13 protein-coding genes are annotated in these 14,761 nt (G+C 72.8%); 5 read left to right on the forward strand and 8 right to left on the reverse strand.

Features of this window, described 5'->3' with window-relative positions; genetic code table 11:
* Positions 1-207: 207 nt before the first annotated feature.
* Together AB0I68_RS00665 and AB0I68_RS00670 are read right to left on the reverse strand one after the other, a co-directional pair.
* Positions 208-996 carry a hypothetical protein gene (locus tag AB0I68_RS00665; protein WP_363174963.1) on the reverse strand — a complete coding sequence of 263 codons (789 nt, stop codon included), beginning with the start codon at positions 994-996 and terminating at the stop codon, positions 208-210.
* On the reverse strand, positions 993-1,583 hold the full coding sequence (locus AB0I68_RS00670; RefSeq protein WP_363175359.1) for a papain-like cysteine protease family protein: 591 nt from the start codon (positions 1,581-1,583) through the stop codon (positions 993-995). Before AB0I68_RS00670 ends, AB0I68_RS00665 begins: the two co-directional genes overlap by 4 nt.
* 250 nt (positions 1,584-1,833) lie before the next feature.
* On the opposite strand from AB0I68_RS00670, the gene AB0I68_RS00675 reads away from it, so the two are divergent.
* Entirely contained in the window at positions 1,834-2,784 is a 951-nt protein-coding gene (locus AB0I68_RS00675; RefSeq protein ID WP_363174964.1) for a hypothetical protein, read from the forward strand.
* Positions 2,785-2,805: 21 nt separating this feature from the next.
* Here the strand turns inward: AB0I68_RS00675 and AB0I68_RS00680 are convergent, their stop codons facing one another.
* Complete coding sequence (locus AB0I68_RS00680) at positions 2,806-3,237, reverse strand: Rieske (2Fe-2S) protein (RefSeq protein WP_363174965.1); 432 nt, start codon at positions 3,235-3,237, stop codon at positions 2,806-2,808.
* 86 nt (positions 3,238-3,323) lie between these two features.
* Here AB0I68_RS00680 and AB0I68_RS00685 point away from each other — a divergent pair, with 86 nt between their 5' ends.
* A complete protein-coding gene (locus tag AB0I68_RS00685; protein WP_363174966.1) occupies positions 3,324-4,202 on the forward strand; it encodes a carbohydrate kinase in 879 nt (292 codons plus the stop codon).
* On the opposite strand, the gene AB0I68_RS00690 is transcribed toward AB0I68_RS00685, so the two are convergent.
* Positions 4,192-4,491 (reverse strand): TetR/AcrR family transcriptional regulator C-terminal domain-containing protein, encoded by a 300-nt coding sequence (locus AB0I68_RS00690; RefSeq protein ID WP_363174967.1) that lies wholly within the window; start codon positions 4,489-4,491, stop codon positions 4,192-4,194. The two genes, AB0I68_RS00685 and AB0I68_RS00690, sit on opposite strands and share 11 nt — an antisense overlap.
* A 312-nt stretch (positions 4,492-4,803) precedes the next feature.
* On the reverse strand, positions 4,804-7,791 hold the full coding sequence (uvrA, locus tag AB0I68_RS00695; protein ID WP_363174968.1) for an excinuclease ABC subunit UvrA: 2,988 nt from the start codon (positions 7,789-7,791) through the stop codon (positions 4,804-4,806).
* 194 nt (positions 7,792-7,985) lie between these two features.
* Between uvrA and AB0I68_RS00700 the strand changes: the two genes are divergently transcribed.
* The 3 genes from AB0I68_RS00700 to AB0I68_RS00710 all read left to right on the forward strand — a co-directional run bounded on the left by AB0I68_RS00700 (position 7,986) and on the right by AB0I68_RS00710 (position 10,845).
* Positions 7,986-8,684: a maleylpyruvate isomerase family mycothiol-dependent enzyme gene (locus AB0I68_RS00700; RefSeq protein WP_363174969.1), complete on the forward strand. Its 699-nt coding sequence runs from the start codon at positions 7,986-7,988 to the stop codon at positions 8,682-8,684.
* 9 nt (positions 8,685-8,693) lie between these two features.
* A complete protein-coding gene (locus AB0I68_RS00705) occupies positions 8,694-9,350 on the forward strand; it encodes an MBL fold metallo-hydrolase (RefSeq protein ID WP_363174970.1) in 657 nt (218 codons plus the stop codon).
* Between the two features lie 160 nt (positions 9,351-9,510).
* Positions 9,511-10,845: an MFS transporter gene (locus tag AB0I68_RS00710; protein WP_363175360.1), complete on the forward strand. Its 1,335-nt coding sequence runs from the start codon at positions 9,511-9,513 to the stop codon at positions 10,843-10,845.
* A gap of 20 nt (positions 10,846-10,865) precedes the next feature.
* Here the strand turns inward: AB0I68_RS00710 and AB0I68_RS00715 are convergent, their stop codons facing one another.
* From AB0I68_RS00715 to AB0I68_RS00725, 3 genes are all read right to left on the reverse strand, one after another.
* Entirely contained in the window at positions 10,866-11,861 is a 996-nt protein-coding gene (locus AB0I68_RS00715; RefSeq protein ID WP_363174971.1) for a TerC/Alx family metal homeostasis membrane protein, read from the reverse strand.
* A 237-nt stretch (positions 11,862-12,098) separates the two neighbouring features.
* The gene (locus AB0I68_RS00720) at positions 12,099-14,075 is read right to left on the reverse strand and encodes a TerD family protein (RefSeq protein ID WP_363174972.1); all 1,977 of its coding nucleotides are present in this window, start codon (positions 14,073-14,075) and stop codon (positions 12,099-12,101) included.
* Between the two features lie 61 nt (positions 14,076-14,136).
* The gene (locus AB0I68_RS00725) at positions 14,137-14,715 is read right to left on the reverse strand and encodes a TerD family protein (protein WP_048476673.1); all 579 of its coding nucleotides are present in this window, start codon (positions 14,713-14,715) and stop codon (positions 14,137-14,139) included.
* Positions 14,716-14,761 lie beyond the last annotated feature (46 nt).

The raw sequence follows: 14,761 nt of genomic DNA on the forward strand, positions 1-14,761 counted from the left end.
CGGGCGGTGGTGCGGCGCGCGGCGGGTGTGCGCTCGGGGGGGGGGGCGGGGGGGGGCCCCGGCGTTTTTGCCCCCCCCCGGGGCCGGTGGGGGCGCGGGTCCGGGCAGAGCCCGGTGAACGGGAGAAGGGCGGGGCGGGGAGACGGCACCCGCAGGGCCCGGACGGCCGACGGGCCGCCCGGGTCCTGCCGTCCGCACCCCGGCCTGTCAGGCCGTGGCGCGGCCCCGCCGCGACCGCCGCACCACGATCAGGCCGACGGCGCCGAGCGCAACCGCACCCGCCGCGGCCCCGCCGGCCGGCAGCACGCTCCCGTCAGCGGGCGGCGCCGCCGCCTCCGCGTAGCCACCCGCCCCGCCCCCCTTCGCGTACGCGGACCCCGGCAGCTTGTCCCCGTACGCCCGGGTCACCCGCGACCGGTACGAGGCGAGGCTGGTGCCCCCGGCGCCGACGGCGCGCTCGGCGTCCTCGTCCAGCGGCAGCACCCGGCTCCCCAGGGCCACGTACCAGGCGTCGATCTGCGGTTCCCGGAACACCGTGCCGCCCGGCAGTTTCGCGGCGCCGAGCTGCGCGTAGCGGAATTCGTCGTCGCCGGTCGCGATGTTCACGACCTGCCACCCCGCCTCGGTCCGGGCGGTCCACAGCGCGGCCTGCTGCCCGTCCGAGGAGACCGCCTTGCTGGCGAGGAACTCCAGCCGGGCCACGGGCGCCCCGGCCCTGCCCGCCACGAAGTCCGGGGACAGGTAGCTGACCGGTATCGCCTCGCCCTCGATCCGGGGCTGCGCCGCGGTCGGCGCGACCTTGCCCTCCCGGGCGAAGAAGCGGGAGAGCGTGGCCAGCGTGTCGGGGGCGGCGGCCGCCCGCGCGGCTGCGGCCCTGGTCTCGGCGGTGACGGACCGGGGCTGCGGCACGGGAGCCGCCGAGGCCTGCGGGGCCAGTACGAGAACGGCGGTCGCGGCGAGAACCGCGGCGGCGGCGCGCTGGGTCATGGCGGTCACGCCCCGATCCGGTAGAGCGAGTGGGTCCAGGAGAAGGTGCTGTTGTCCACGTACCAGGCGTGCGAGGCCCAGTTGTAGCGGTCGCTGGAGGGCCACGGGTCGCCCCAGTAGAGCCAGCTGTCGGCGGTGTCGTAGCCGTAGATGACGTGCATGTGGCCGCCGCCGCCGGACCACTGGATGCGGGTCTCGACCGGCCGGTTCGCGTCGATCTCGCTCTGCACGGTGGTGTAGCGGAGCCAGCCGTTCACGTACGAGCCGGAGTTGATGCCGGCCCAGTCCAGGGCGGTCTGGACGTTGCCCAGCGTGGCCTGGTCGTTGGGGCAGTCGTAGCCCTGCGGGCGGTTGAAGGCGGCGTTGCAGAACTGGTTCTGGGTGTAGTTGCGGCCGAACCAGGTGGCGATGGTGTTGCCGCTCGCGGCCCAGCACCAGTTGGTCTTCTGCTGTGCCTGCATGGTGATGTCCAGGCGCTTGTACGCCAGGGCGGAGTCGGCGGCGGCATCGGCGGCGGTGGCGGTGGCGGTGGGCAGGGCGAAGAGCACGGCGGTGACGACGGCGGCCAGGGAAAGCCGCCGGTTTCGGTTGCGCATCGCGTTCCTCCCGTGGGGGATCTCCCCGGCGGGGCCGGGGAGGGTGGGGATGGAGGAGCGCGTCCGGACGCTGTTGCCGAGCATCAGGGTGTTGTCGCGATCAGGTCAACAGGCTTCAATACGCCGTGACATTGCAGTGTGAACGGCAGGACCGCAGTGTGAACGACTGCCGTCCTTTCACCTGGCCCCCGGGTGCCACCGGCGAGCTCTCCCGCCCCACCGTGCGTGAATGTTCACAGGAGGAGCCGTCATGCGGTCGACCGGGGAGAGCGCGCAGGGGAGCACGCAGGAGCTGGGGCGCCTGCTGCGCGCCGGGCCCTTCCACCTCGCGCTGCGCGCCGCCCTGACCGCCCGCGGCCTGCCCCTGCACCGCGTACAGCACCGGCTCGCGGCCCGCGGCATCAAGCTCGGCGTGACCAGCCTGAGTTACTGGCAGCAGGGCGCCCGCCGGCCGCGCCGCCCCGAGTCCCTGAAGGCCGTACGGGCCCTGGAGCAGATCCTGGAACTGCCCGAGGGGGCCCTGCTGCGGCTGCTGGCCGCCCAGGACGGCGCCGGGCCCGAAGCGGTGCGCCCGCCGGCCCGCTCGTACCGGGCCCTGGTCAGCGTCGGCGCGGCCGTGGAGGGGCTGCTGGCCGGGATGGAGCTGCCCGCGGACGGCGGCCTGCACACCGTCGGCCACCACGAGCGGGTGCGGATCGGTGCGGGCGGCGAGCTGCTGGACCGCGAGTCGCAGCACGTCGTACGGGCCCACCGCGACGGGGTCGACCGGTACCTCGCCGTCCACCACGGCGACCCCGGCTGCGACCCGGCCCGGGTCCGCGTCCGGGCGGACGAGAACTGCCGGACCGGACGCGTCCGCTGGCACCGGGAGGCCGAGGTGCTGGTCGCCGAGCTGCTCTTCGACGCCCGGCTGCGCGCCGGGGACACGTACGTCTTCGGCTACGGCTTCGAGGACGGGACCGGCGGCCGCTGCACCGAGTACGTCCGCGGGTTCAGCTACAGCGGCGGGCAGTACGTGCTCCAGGTCCGCTTCGACGAGGCGGCGCTGCCGGTGCGCTGCCGGCGGTTCAGCCGGTCCGGACCGGGGGCGCCGCGCAGCGGTCTGGCGGACCTGACGCCGAGCGGGCGCCACCGGGCCGTGCACCTGGTGGAGCCGGGGGTACGGCGCGGGCTCCTGGGGATCGCCTGGGACTGGGCGTAGCGGGCGCTGCCCTGCGACGGATCAGCCCGCGATGAGCTTGCCGCCCTCGGCCTTGACCGGGACGGCGGGCAGCGGGTCGGTGGCCGGGCCGCGCAGCACCTTGCCGGTCGTCACGTCGAAGCGGCTGCCGTGGCAGGGGCAGTTCCCCTCGCGCTCGACGATCTTGTCCAGGACACAGCCGGCGTGCGTGCACTGGGCGCTGAACGCCTTGTACTGGCCCTCCGCCGGGCAGCTGACGACCAGCTTCTGCTCCCGGAACAGCTTCGACCCGCCGACCGGGACCTCGGACGCGGCGCCGAGCTCCACCGGGGCGGCCGGGACCGCCGGGGAGCCGGAGCCGCCGGTGCCCTCGGTGGAGCAGGCCGCGAGCGTCGCCCCGCCGCCGACGGCCCCGACGATCGCGGCGGCGCCCTTGAGCACGGTACGGCGGGCGGCGGACTGCGAGGCGGACATGCGGTTCTCCTGGCCTGAAGGTTCTGCTGGGCCCCCCGACGATACCGCCGCCCGGTTCCGCCGCCCGATGGGATACCTTCCCCCGCGTGATCGTCGTCGGTGGAGAAGCCCTGATCGACCTCGTGCCCGTGGCGCAGCCGCCGGGCGCGCTGCTGCCGCGGCCGGGCGGGGGGCCGTACAACACCGCGCTGGCGCTGGGCCGGCTCGGTGCGGAGGTCGCCTTCTGCTCCCGGGTCTCGGCGGACGGCTTCGGCGAGAGCCTGCTCGCCGGGCTGCGCGCGGCCGGGGTGGACCTCTCGCTGGTGCAGCGCGGGCCGGAGCCCACCACCCTCGCCGTGCCCTCGCTGGCCCGGGACGGCTCGGCTGCCTACGAGTTCTACGTGGAGGGCACGGCCGACCGGCTGTTCACCCTGCCGCAGGCGCTCCCCGCAGGCACCCGGGCGCTGGCGCTCGGCACGTGCTCCCTCGCCCTGGAGCCGGGCGCGAGCGCGTACGAGGCCCTGCTGCGCCGGGAGTCCGGGCGCGGCCTGCTGACCCTGCTGGATCCCAACATCCGCCCGGCGCTGATCGCGGATCCGGCGGCGTACCGTGCCCGGTTCCTGGGCTGGCTGCCGTACGTCTCGGTCCTCAAGCTGTCGGAGGAGGACGCCCGGTGGCTGGGCGGGCGGGTCTCGGACTGGCTGGACGCGGGGCCCTCGGCGGTGGTGCTCACCCGGGGTGCGCAGGGGCTGACGGTCCGGACGCGGGAGGGTGCGGAGCACACGGCGGCGGCCCGCCGGGTCGCCGTGGCGGACACGATCGGCGCGGGCGACACGGTCAACGCGGCCCTGCTGCGCCGCCTGTCGGATCAGGCCGGCGGCCCGGTGGACTGGCCCGGCGTCCTGGCCTACGCGGCCCATGCGGCGGCGCTGACCTGCACCCGGGCGGGCGCGGAGCCGCCGTACGCGGTGGAGCTCAGCGGATAGCGGACCACGGGGTCCGGGCGACGGCGGGGGCGAACTCCTCGACGGGCCGGACCACCTCCGGGCCGGAGAAGTGCAGGAAGAAGGCCCGCTGGAAGCAGGCGCCGAGCAGCAGTGCGGCCGCCGCCTCCGGATCGGCGTCGGGGCGCAGCCGCCCCCGCTCGAGCTCGCGGCGCAGCAGGCCGGTCAGGGCGTCGCGTACGACGTGGGGGCCAGTGCCGATCTCCTGGACGCCCTCGCGGTGCCGGGTCAGCAGGGCGGGCTCGGCGAAGAGCGAGGCGGCCATGGGCATGGCGTCCCCGTGGAACAGCGGGGCGTGACGGGCGACCGACGGGCTCGACGAGCAACAAGCAGGCCCGGCTCGCGCCGGTCATCGGGCCGGCGGTACGGGCCATCGTGTCGGCGATGGACCGTACGGGGGTGAGCCGCCTCGCGGCGGTGAGCGCGGCCCCGGTCGGGCCGGATGTGGAGAGCGACGGGGTGGTGACCCGGAAGGTCTTTCTCCCGCTGCTGCGGCGGGCGCTGCGCGGCGTCCCGGAGGGCCCCGGCCGGCGGCCGGGTCCCTCCGGGCACAACAGCGCTCCGCGCCGCCGCCGGACACCCCCTAGGCCTTGCGGGACCTCGCCGTCTTCTTCGCCGCGGCAGCGGTCTTGGCCGGGGCCGCGGCCTTCTTGGCCGCAGTCCGCTTGGCGGCCGCCTTCTTGGCCGGTGCCTTGGCCGGAGCCGCGACCGGGGCCGCGTCGGAGATCCGGTCGGCACCGAGGATGTCCCGGAGGAACTTGCCGGTGTGGCTCGCGCCCACCGAGGCGACCTGCTCCGGCGTGCCCTCGGCGACCACCAGGCCGCCCCCGTAACCGCCCTCCGGGCCCATGTCGATGACCCAGTCCGCGGTCTTGATGACGTCCAGGTTGTGCTCGATGACGATCACCGAGTTGCCCTTGTCCACCAGCCCCGACAGCACCTTGATCAGCTTCGAGATGTCCTCGAAGTGCAGACCGGTCGTCGGCTCGTCCAGCACGTACACCGTCCGCCCCGTCGACCGCTTCTGCAGCTCCGACGCCAGCTTCACGCGCTGTGCCTCACCGCCCGACAGCGTCGGCGCCGACTGGCCGAGCCGGACGTACCCCAGCCCCACCTCGTTCAGCGTCCGCAGGTGCCGCGCGATCGTCGGCACCGCCTCGAAGAAGTCCAGCGCCTCCTCGATCGGCATGTTCAGGACTTCGGCGATGGACTTGCCCTTGTAGTGGACCTCCAGCGTCTCCCGGTTGTACCGGTCGCCGTGGCAGACCTCGCACGGGACGTAGACGTCCGGCAGGAAGTTCATCTCGATCTTGATCGTGCCGTCGCCGGAGCAGTTCTCGCACCGGCCGCCCTTCACGTTGAAGGAGAAGCGGCCCGGCAGATAGCCGCGCACCTTCGCCTCCATCGTCTCCGCGAACAGCCTGCGCACGTGGTCGAAGACGCCCGTGTACGTCGCCGGGTTCGACCGCGGGGTCCGGCCGATCGGCGACTGGTCGACGTGCACGACCTTGTCGACGAGGTCGTCGCCGTCCACCCGCGTGTGCCGTCCCGGCACGGACCGGGCGCCGTTCAGCTCGCGCGCCAGGTGCGTGTACAGGATGTCGTTGACCAGCGTCGACTTGCCCGATCCCGACACGCCGGTCACCGCGGTGAGCACGCCCAGCGGGAAGGACACGTCGATGTCCCGCAGGTTGTTCTCCTTGGCGCCGTGGACGGTCAGCTTCCGGTCCCCGTTCACAGGCCGGCGGATGTCCGGTACCGCGATGGACCGCTTGCCGGACAGGTACTGCCCGGTCATCGAGTCGCCGTTCTTCAGCAACTCCTTCAGCGAGCCGCTGTGCACGACCTTGCCGCCGTGCTCGCCGGCGCCCGGGCCGATGTCCACGACCCAGTCGGCCACCTTGATGGTGTCCTCGTCGTGCTCGACCACGATCAGGGTGTTGCCCATGTCCCGCAGCCGCACCAGCGTCTCGATCAGCCGGTGGTTGTCGCGCTGGTGCAGGCCGATGGACGGCTCGTCCAGTACGTACAGCACGCCGACCAGGCCGGAGCCGATCTGGGTGGCCAGGCGGATGCGCTGGGCCTCGCCGCCCGACAGGGTGCCGGCGGCGCGGTTCAGCGAGAGGTAGTCCAGACCGACGTCGACGAGGAAGCGGAGCCGCTCGTTGACCTCCTTCAGGACCCGCTCGGCGATCTTCTTGTCGCGGGCGTCGAGCCGCAGCTGCCCGAGGAAGTCGGCGCACTCGCTGATCGACATCGCGGCGACCTCGGCGATGGACTTCTCCATCACCGTCACGGCGAGCACGATCGGCTTCAGCCGGGTGCCCTCACAGGTCGGGCAGGGCACCTCGCGCATGTAGCCCTCGAAGCGCTCGCGGCTGGCGTCGCTCTCGGACTCGGCGTGCCGGCGCTTGACGAACGGCACGGCGCCCTCGAAGGCCGTCGTGTACGCCCGCTCCCGCCCGTACCGGTTGCGGTAGCGGACCTCGATCTGCGTCTTGTGCCCGTACAGCAGGGCCTTCCTCGCGCGCAGCGGCAGCCCGGCCCACGGGATGTCCGTACGGAAGCCCAGCTCCCCGGCGAGCGCGCCGATCAGCCGCTGGAAGTAGTCCTTGGTGTGGCCGAGGGACCACGGGGAGACCGCGCCCTCGTCCAGGGACTTCTCCTCGTCGGGGACGATCAGCTCCGGGTCCACCTCCATGCGCGTACCGATGCCGGTGCACTCGGGGCAGGCGCCGAAGGGCGAGTTGAAGGAGAAGGAGCGCGGCTCGAGCTCCTCGAAGGACAGGTCGTCGTACGGGCAGTAGAGGTGCTCGGAGTACATCCGCTCACGCTCGGGGTCGTCCTGGGCGAGGTCGACGAAGTCCAGGATCACCATGCCGCCGGAGAGGCCGAGGGCGGTCTCCACGGAGTCGGTGAGCCGGCGCTTGGCGCTGTCCTTGACGGTGAGGCGGTCGATGACCACCTCGATGGTGTGCTTCTCCTGCTTCTTCAGCGTGGGCGGCTCCGAGAGCTGGATGGTCTCCCCGTCCACCCGCGCCCGGCTGTAGCCCTTGGTCTGGAGGTCGGAGAAGAGGTCGACGAACTCGCCCTTGCGCTCGCGCACCAGCGGCGAGAGCACCTGGAAGCGGCTTCCCTCGGGGAGGGCGAGCACCTTGTCGACGATCGCCTGCGGCGACTGGCGCGAGATCGGGCGGCGGCACTCGGGGCAGTGGGGCTTGCCGATGCGCGCGAAGAGCAGGCGGAGGTAGTCGTAGACCTCGGTGATGGTGCCGACCGTCGAGCGCGGGTTGCGCGAGGTCGACTTCTGGTCGATCGAGACGGCCGGCGAGAGCCCCTCGATGAAGTCCACATCGGGCTTGTCCATCTGCCCCAGGAACTGGCGGGCGTACGACGAGAGCGACTCGACGTAGCGGCGCTGGCCCTCGGCGAAGATCGTGTCGAAGGCCAGGGAGGACTTGCCCGACCCGGAGAGTCCGGTGAAGACGATGAGTGAGTCGCGGGGCAGGTCGAGCGAGACGTTCTTGAGGTTGTGCTCGCGAGCGCCACGAACGATGAGACGGTCGGTCACGCCGGTCCGCACCTTTCTTGAGAGAGCGGGGGCACGGGCCCCCGACTGTCCAGCGTATGGGGGCTGGGGGGCGCCTCTGCAATGGAGAAGAGCTTGGACTTCGAGCGTATAGCACGCGCATTCGATTTACGGCACTCCGCAGACGTCTTCACCCGTTCGTGTGCCCCGGGCCCCGCGGCACTAGGCTCGTATCCATGACTGATCATGTGCACGACCTGCAATCTGTACGTGAAGCCACGGACCGACTGCTGACCGCGGTCGCGAAACTGGACAACGCCGCCCTGTCCGAGGAGTCACACCTCCCGGGCTGGACCCGCGGCCACATCCTGGCCCACCTGGCGCGCAATGCGGACGCCCTCGTCAACGTCTTCGCCGGCCGCCCCATGTACGAGAGCGCCGAGGCCCGCGACTGCGACATCGAGCGCGACGCCCCGCGCCCGCTGGAGGTCCAGCTCGCCGACGTACGCGAGACCCACGCCCGCTTCCTGGCGCAGACCGAGCAGGACCAGGACTGGTCACGCACCGTCGAGCTGCGCAACGGGGTCACCGACCTGGCCTCGAACGTGCCCTTCCGCCGGCTCGTCGAGATCGAGCTGCACCACACCGACCTGAACATCGGCTACGAGCTCTCCGACCTCCCGGAGGAGTTCACCGCCCGCGAGATCGCCTTCCTCGCCGACCGCTGGTCGGGGCGCTCCGAGGTGCCCCCGGTGACCCTGCAGATCGGTGACGACGGCAGCGGTGCCACCCGGCACACCGGTGGCACCGAGGGTACTCCCGTCACCCTGATCGGCACCGGGGCCGAGCTGCTCGGCTGGCTGGCCGGACGCGGGGACAAGGGCGCACACCTCACTGTCGTCGGAGGCCCCCTCCCGACCCTCCCCCCGCTTTAGGATCAGGACATGACGTACAGCGGAGCGGTCAAGGTCGGCGGTCCGGCCGACGTGCACGAACTCCCGGACCTGATGATTTCCAAGGTCGCGGTGGGCCCCATGGACAACAACGCGTACCTGCTGCGCTGCCGTGCCACCGACGAGCAGCTGCTGATCGACGCGGCGGCGGAGCCGGAGACGCTGCTGCAGCTGATCGGCGACGACGGCATCGCGTCCGTCGTCACCACGCATCGGCACGGTGACCACTGGGGCGCACTCCAGGCCGTGGTCGCGGCGACGGGCGCACGCACCTACGCGGGTGCCGACGACGTCGAGGGCATCCCGGTGGCGACCGACGTGCCGGTGGCGGACGGGGACACGATCCGGGTCGGACGGGTCACGCTGACCGCCCGCCACCTGGTCGGGCACACCCCCGGCTCGATCGCCCTGGTCTACGACGACCCGCACGGGCACCCGCACGTGTTCACCGGGGACTGCCTCTTCCCGGGCGGCGTCGGCAACACCGGGAACGACCCGAAGGCCTTCGCCAGTCTCATCGACGACGTGCAGCACAAGCTCTTCGAGCAGCTGCCGGACGAGGCCTGGGTCTACCCGGGGCACGGCAACGACACCACGCTCGGCGCGGAGCGGCCGCACCTGGCCGAATGGCGCGAGCGCGGCTGGTAACACCCGCCCGGTCCCGGTCAACACCAGGGAAGGAAGCACTCCTTCCGGTCGAAGATGACCGAACGCACGTCCTGGGGGTGTGGGGCGGGGTAGTTGCTGCACCATGCAACAAGACTCCTCCCCCGCCCTCCCTCTCCCCGTCGCTCCCCGCTCCCCCTCGATGCTGCGGCTGGCATCGGCCTCGCTCGCCGGAACCGCCATCGAGTTCTACGACTTCTTCGTCTACGGCACGGCCGCCGCCCTCGTGCTCGGCCCGCTGTTCTTCCCGTCCTTCTCCCCGCTCGCCGGGACCCTCGCCGCCTTCGGCACCTTCGGCATCGGCTTCCTCGCCCGCCCGCTGGGCTCCGTGGTCTTCGGCCACATCGGCGACCGCTACGGCCGGCGCCCGGTGCTGCTCGGCTCCCTGCTGCTCACCGGCCTCGCCACGGTCGCGGTCGGCTGCGTGCCGACGTACGCGACGATCGGCATGGCGGCGCCCCTGCTGCTGCTCATGCTGCGCTTCCTCCAGGGGCTCGGCCTCGGCGGCGAGTGGGGCGGCGCGGTCCTGCTGACCGCCGAACACGCCCCCGAGCAGCGGCGCGGGCTGTGGGCGAGCTTCCCGCAGGCCGGCCCGGCGGTGGGCTTCCTGCTGGCCAACGGCATGACCCTCACCCTGTCCGCGACGCTGACCGACGGGCAGTTCGCCTCCTGGGGCTGGCGCGTGCCGTTCTGGGCGGCGGGCGTGCTGGCCCTCGCAGGGCTGTGGCTGCGCCGCTCGGTGGAGGAGACCCCGCAGTTCCGGGCCCTCGCCGAGACCGGCCGGCGCTCCGACGCCCCGCTGTCCGAGGTGGTGCGCGGGCACTGGCGGCTGCTCCTGCTGACCGGCGGGGCCCTGTCCGCCGGGTACGCGGTCTTCTACGCGGTGACCACCTGGTCCCTCGCGTACGCGACGGAGCACCTCCGCGTGGAGCGCACGGTGATGCTGGCCTGCATCATGGCGGCCGTCGCGCTCAAGGGCCTGATGACCCCGCTGGCGGCGGTGCTCGGGGACCGGTACGGCCGGCGGCCGCTGTGCCTGGCCGGCAGCGCGATGTGCCTGGTGTGGATGTTCCCGTTCGTCGCGCTGCTGCGGACGGGAGACCCGCTGCTGATGACGCTGGGCTGCCTCGGCGGGCTGCTGGGCATGGTGACGATGTTCGCCGTGGTGGGCGCGTACCTGCCGGAGCTGTACGCCCCGCGGATCCGCTGCACGGGCGCGGCCGTGGGCTACAACCTGGGCGGGGTGCTGGGCGGCGCGCTGACCCCGATCGTGGCGACGGCGCTGGCGGACGGCTCCGGTCCGCCGTGGGGCGTGGCCGTGTACCTGAGTGCGATCACCCTGCTCAGCCTGGTCTGCTTCGTGCTGCTGCCGGAGACGAACCCGACGGTCGTCCGGGCCCGCACGGGTCCCGGTACCGAGTCGGGCACGAGCGCGGGTACGGGAACGGGGGCGGCCGAGGCGGCCGCCCCCGCGTAGCCCCGCGGGGCCGTCGGGCCCTATGCGTCGATGCTCTCCGGGCAGGCGGCCGCCTCCGCGGCCGCCTGCTTCTTCGAGGCCGTCAGGCTGGTGATCGTGGTGATCACCAGGACACCGCAGATGACGCCCAGGGAGACCGGGATGGAGATCTGCGGGACGTGCACCCCGGACTCGTGGAGGGCGTGCAGCACCAGCTTGATGCCGATGAAGCCGAGGATGACGGACAGGCCGTAGCTGAGGTGGACCAGCTTCTTGAGCAGGCCGCCGATGAGGAAGTACAGCTGGCGCAGACCCATCAGGGCGAAGGCGTTGGCCGTGAAGACGATGTACGGGTCCTGGGTGAGGCCGAAGATCGCGGGGATCGAGTCCAGGGCGAACAGCACGTCGGTGGTGCCGATGGCGAGCATGACGACCATCAGCGGGGTCAGGATGCGCTTGCCGTTGTCCCGGATGAAGAGCTTGGTGCCGTGGTAGCGGTCGGCGACGCCGAACTTCTTCTCGATCGACTTGAGGAGGCGGTTCTCCTCGAACTCCGCCTGTTGGGAAGACGCCTCCTCGTCCTTGCGGGCCTCCTGGATCAGCTTCCACGCGGTGTAGACCAGGAACGCACCGAAGAGGTAGAAGACCCACGAGAACGTGGTGATGATCGCGGCGCCGGCGGCGATGAAGATCGCGCGCAGCACCAGGGCGATCAGCACGCCCACGAGCAGGACGCGCTGCTGTAGGTGGGAGGGCACCGAGAACTTCGCCATGATCAGGACGAAGACGAAGAGGTTGTCCACGCTCAGGGACTTCTCGGTGATGAAGCCGGCGAAGAACTCCTGGGAGGCCTGGCCGTTGCCGAAGAACAGCAGGCCGAGCCCGAAGAGGGCGGCCAGGACGATCCAGACGACCGTCCAGATGCCCGCTTCCTTGATCGATACGTCGTGCGGTTTGCGGCCGATGAAGAAATCGGCGCCGATCAGGATGCCCAGACCGAGGATGGTCAGCACCCAGAGGGTCAACGAAACGTCCACTGCTTATTCGCCTCCGGCAGATGGCTCAGCACACATGTCAGCGTCATCGCTGCCGGAGGTCTCTTCCACCCGGGCGGCCTGGAGGCCGTGGGCCGGCGCCCCGGGACCGACGGGGCTCATGGCCCGAAGTGGTCCGTATTGACGGGTTCGCCGTAGCAGGAAAGCAGGAATACTCCCCTCCGCGTGCTCAGGCTACCCGCCAGACCCCCAAAAGGTAAAGGGAGCCCCAAGAGCCGGTCATGGGCGGGCATTGCGCCGGGTCGCGGCGATCCGGTCCAGGGTCTGTTCCAGGATCCGGCTGCCCTGCGGCGGCAGGTCCGGCTCGAAGGTCCAGGCGTGGCCGACCCACGGGTCGGCGAGGTGGTTGTCCGGCACCGGCGACAGCCGCATCAGCGAGCGCCACAGCGGGTCCAGCAGCGGCCCGTACGCCGAGGCCTCGTCACGGTCGGCCACCATCAGCAGGTGCACGCCGACCGCCGGACCCTCGTCGGCCAGGTAGCGCAAGCGGGTGACGGCCCGGTCGTCGAAGCCGTGCGGGAAGTCGTGCACGATCAGCAGCTGGTCGGCGGTGTCCACGTCGGACGGCAGGTCCTCGGGGGCCCCGGCCCGCACGGCCATCTGTACGAGGTCCACCCGTCGGGTCAGCTCGGCCAGGGTCCGGGCGACTCCGGCGGCCCCCGCGGCCGGCGGACCGGCCAGCACCCCGGCCGCGACCAGCGGCGCCAGCGAGGCGGCCCCCGCCCCGGCCGCGTCGATGACGTGCACGGAGAACCGGTCCCCGGGGTGGACCGCGAGCAGCCGGACCGCGTGGGCTACGGCCATGTCCATGGCGGCCCGGCGCAGCCGGTCGGTGTCCATGGCCATCGCGGCCTCGGAGCCGGTGCGGCCGTTGTCGATCCACAGCCCGCGCTCCGCCGGGACCCGCACCAGCATGGGGATGCGCAGGTCGGGCCGCTCGGGCAGGTGCAGGTCGCCGAGGCGCAGGGCCATCGGGGCCTCCTCGGGGACCCCGTGCCCGTGCCAGACGGGGTTGGCCCAGCGGGCGTACGGGGCCGGCAGCGCGGGCTCGACCACCTCGGACTCGGCGATCAGCTGGGCGAGGTCCCGGTCGAGCACGGCCTTGGCCTGGGCGACGAGCTCGTCGTGGCGGGCCCGGGCCTCGTCGCGGGCGGCGTCGCCGGCGCCTGCGAGCCGGGTGCGGGGGTCGGACAGCGCCGCGTCGAGCTCGCGGTCCATCCGGGACTCGGCGAAGTCGCAGGCGCTGCGGTAGGCGGCCACCGAGCGGGCCAGGTCCTCGAACATCCCCCAGACCTGGTTGTAGAGCCGCTCGTCCATGGACCAGCCGCTGGCGTCGCCGGCGACCGGGACGGGCGGCCGGCCGGGCTGCTCGGGCGCGGCGGCCTGCGGCGCCGGTTCGGGCGGCTCGGTGGTGCTGCGGCGCCGACGGGGGTGCACGTAGCTCAGCGTCGGCGGGCCGTCGCCGGCGCCCTCGGGCACGGGGCCCGGCGGGCCGGCGTACGGGGCTCCGGAGACGGGCACGGGGGCCGGCTCCGGCTGCCCGGGGGCCACCGGGGCGGGCACGGCCGCAGCCGCGTCCTGCGGTTCCGGGAAGGCGAGGGGTGTCCCCGGGACGGCCCCGGTGGGCACGGGCGCACGCGCGGCCTCGTCCCGCGCGGCCGCGCCCACGACCGCGGCGGCCAGGGCGATGGCGGCCGGCGCGCCCAGTCCGGCGTCGGCCAGCAGCGCGCCGAGCCCGTCGGCATACCCCTGGCCCACGGCACGGACCTTCCAGCCGCCCTGGCGCCGGTAGAGCTCGAGGGCCACGACGGCGGTCTCGGACTCGAGCCCGGTCAGCCGGTACCCGGCGATCTCGGCGCCCTCCGGCTCGGCCACGGCCACGTACGACACGGGGGCCGCGCCGAACCGCGCCGGGCCGCCGGGCGGCAGCACGAGCACCACCCCGAGCCGGTGCACGGCCGGCGCGACGGCATCGAGGTCGACGGCGAAGCGGTGCTCGCCCGCCACGGCCCCGGGCGCCTCCAGTCCGGGCAGGATCCGGGCGCCGGGATGGGCCACCGACTCGGGGCCGGCCAGCCGGCCCGCGTCATCGCAGGCCGAGGCCAGGGCCAGCACGGGCGTGCCCGCCGAGACCCTGATCTCCACCTTGGTCTGGGACAGGGGGTGGTTCTGCCCCCGGACCAGTTCGGCCGTCATCGTGCAGCCCTCCCCCGTGCCCTTTGTTCTTCTGTTTCTGTGCTCTGTCGCGCTGCGGTGCTTACAGGTGCGGCAGGATCGCCGGCATCAGGTCCTGGAAGGTGCGGCCGTTGGCCGGGTTGCCGAGGGCCGTCATCTGCCAGCCGCCGCCGACGCGCGACACCTTCGCCATGATCTGCGCGGTGTACTGCCCGCCGCCGTCCAGGGTGTAGCGGGCCAGCTCCTGCCCGTTGGTCTCGTCGACGATGCGGCAGAACGCGTTCTGCACCTCCTGGAACGTCTGGCCGGTGAACGAGTTCACCGTGAAGACGATCTGGTCGATGTGCACCGGCACGCGCTGGAGGTCGACGAGGATCGACTCGTCGTCCCCGCCCTGGCCGGCGCCGCCGACGAGGTTGTCACCGGTGTGCCGGACCGAGCCGTCGTCGCTCTGCAGGTGCCGGAAGAACACCACGTCCACCGGCTGCTTGTCGGCGAACAGCACCGCCGACGCGTCCAGGTCGATCTCCCGGGTCCGCGAGCCGAACAGCCCGCGGCGCTTGGCCGCCTGCCAGCCGAGGCCCATCCGGACCGCGGTCAGCGTGCCCCCGTCCTGCTTCTGCAGACTGATGGCCTGACCCTTGGTCATGTTGACCGTCACGCGCTGTCCCCTCTCCCTAGCCCGCCCCCGGTGTGGGTGCGCACAT

The sequence above is a fragment of the Streptomyces sp. NPDC050448 genome, from assembly GCF_040655295.1.
In the GTDB taxonomy this organism is placed as follows: domain Bacteria; phylum Actinomycetota; class Actinomycetes; order Streptomycetales; family Streptomycetaceae; genus Streptomyces.

Bases quoted from the DNA above. Each gene is read 5' to 3' on its own strand.
- AB0I68_RS00680 (WP_363174965.1), bottom strand. From the start codon at position 3,237: ATGTCCGCCTCGCAGTCCGCCGCCCGCCGTACCGTGCTCAAGGGCGCC.
- AB0I68_RS00705 (WP_363174970.1), top strand. From the start codon at position 8,694: ATGACGTACAGCGGAGCGGTCAAGGTCGGCGGTCCGGCCGACGTGCAC.
- AB0I68_RS00720 (WP_363174972.1), bottom strand. From the start codon at position 14,075: ATGACGGCCGAACTGGTCCGGGGGCAGAACCACCCCCTGTCCCAGACC.
- AB0I68_RS00690 (WP_363174967.1), bottom strand. From the start codon at position 4,491: ATGCCCATGGCCGCCTCGCTCTTCGCCGAGCCCGCCCTGCTGACCCGG.
- AB0I68_RS00700 (WP_363174969.1), top strand. From the start codon at position 7,986: ATGACTGATCATGTGCACGACCTGCAATCTGTACGTGAAGCCACGGAC.
- AB0I68_RS00670 (WP_363175359.1), bottom strand. From the start codon at position 1,583: ATGCGCAACCGAAACCGGCGGCTTTCCCTGGCCGCCGTCGTCACCGCC.
- AB0I68_RS00675 (WP_363174964.1), top strand. From the start codon at position 1,834: ATGCGGTCGACCGGGGAGAGCGCGCAGGGGAGCACGCAGGAGCTGGGG.
- AB0I68_RS00710 (WP_363175360.1), top strand. From the start codon at position 9,511: ATGCTGCGGCTGGCATCGGCCTCGCTCGCCGGAACCGCCATCGAGTTC.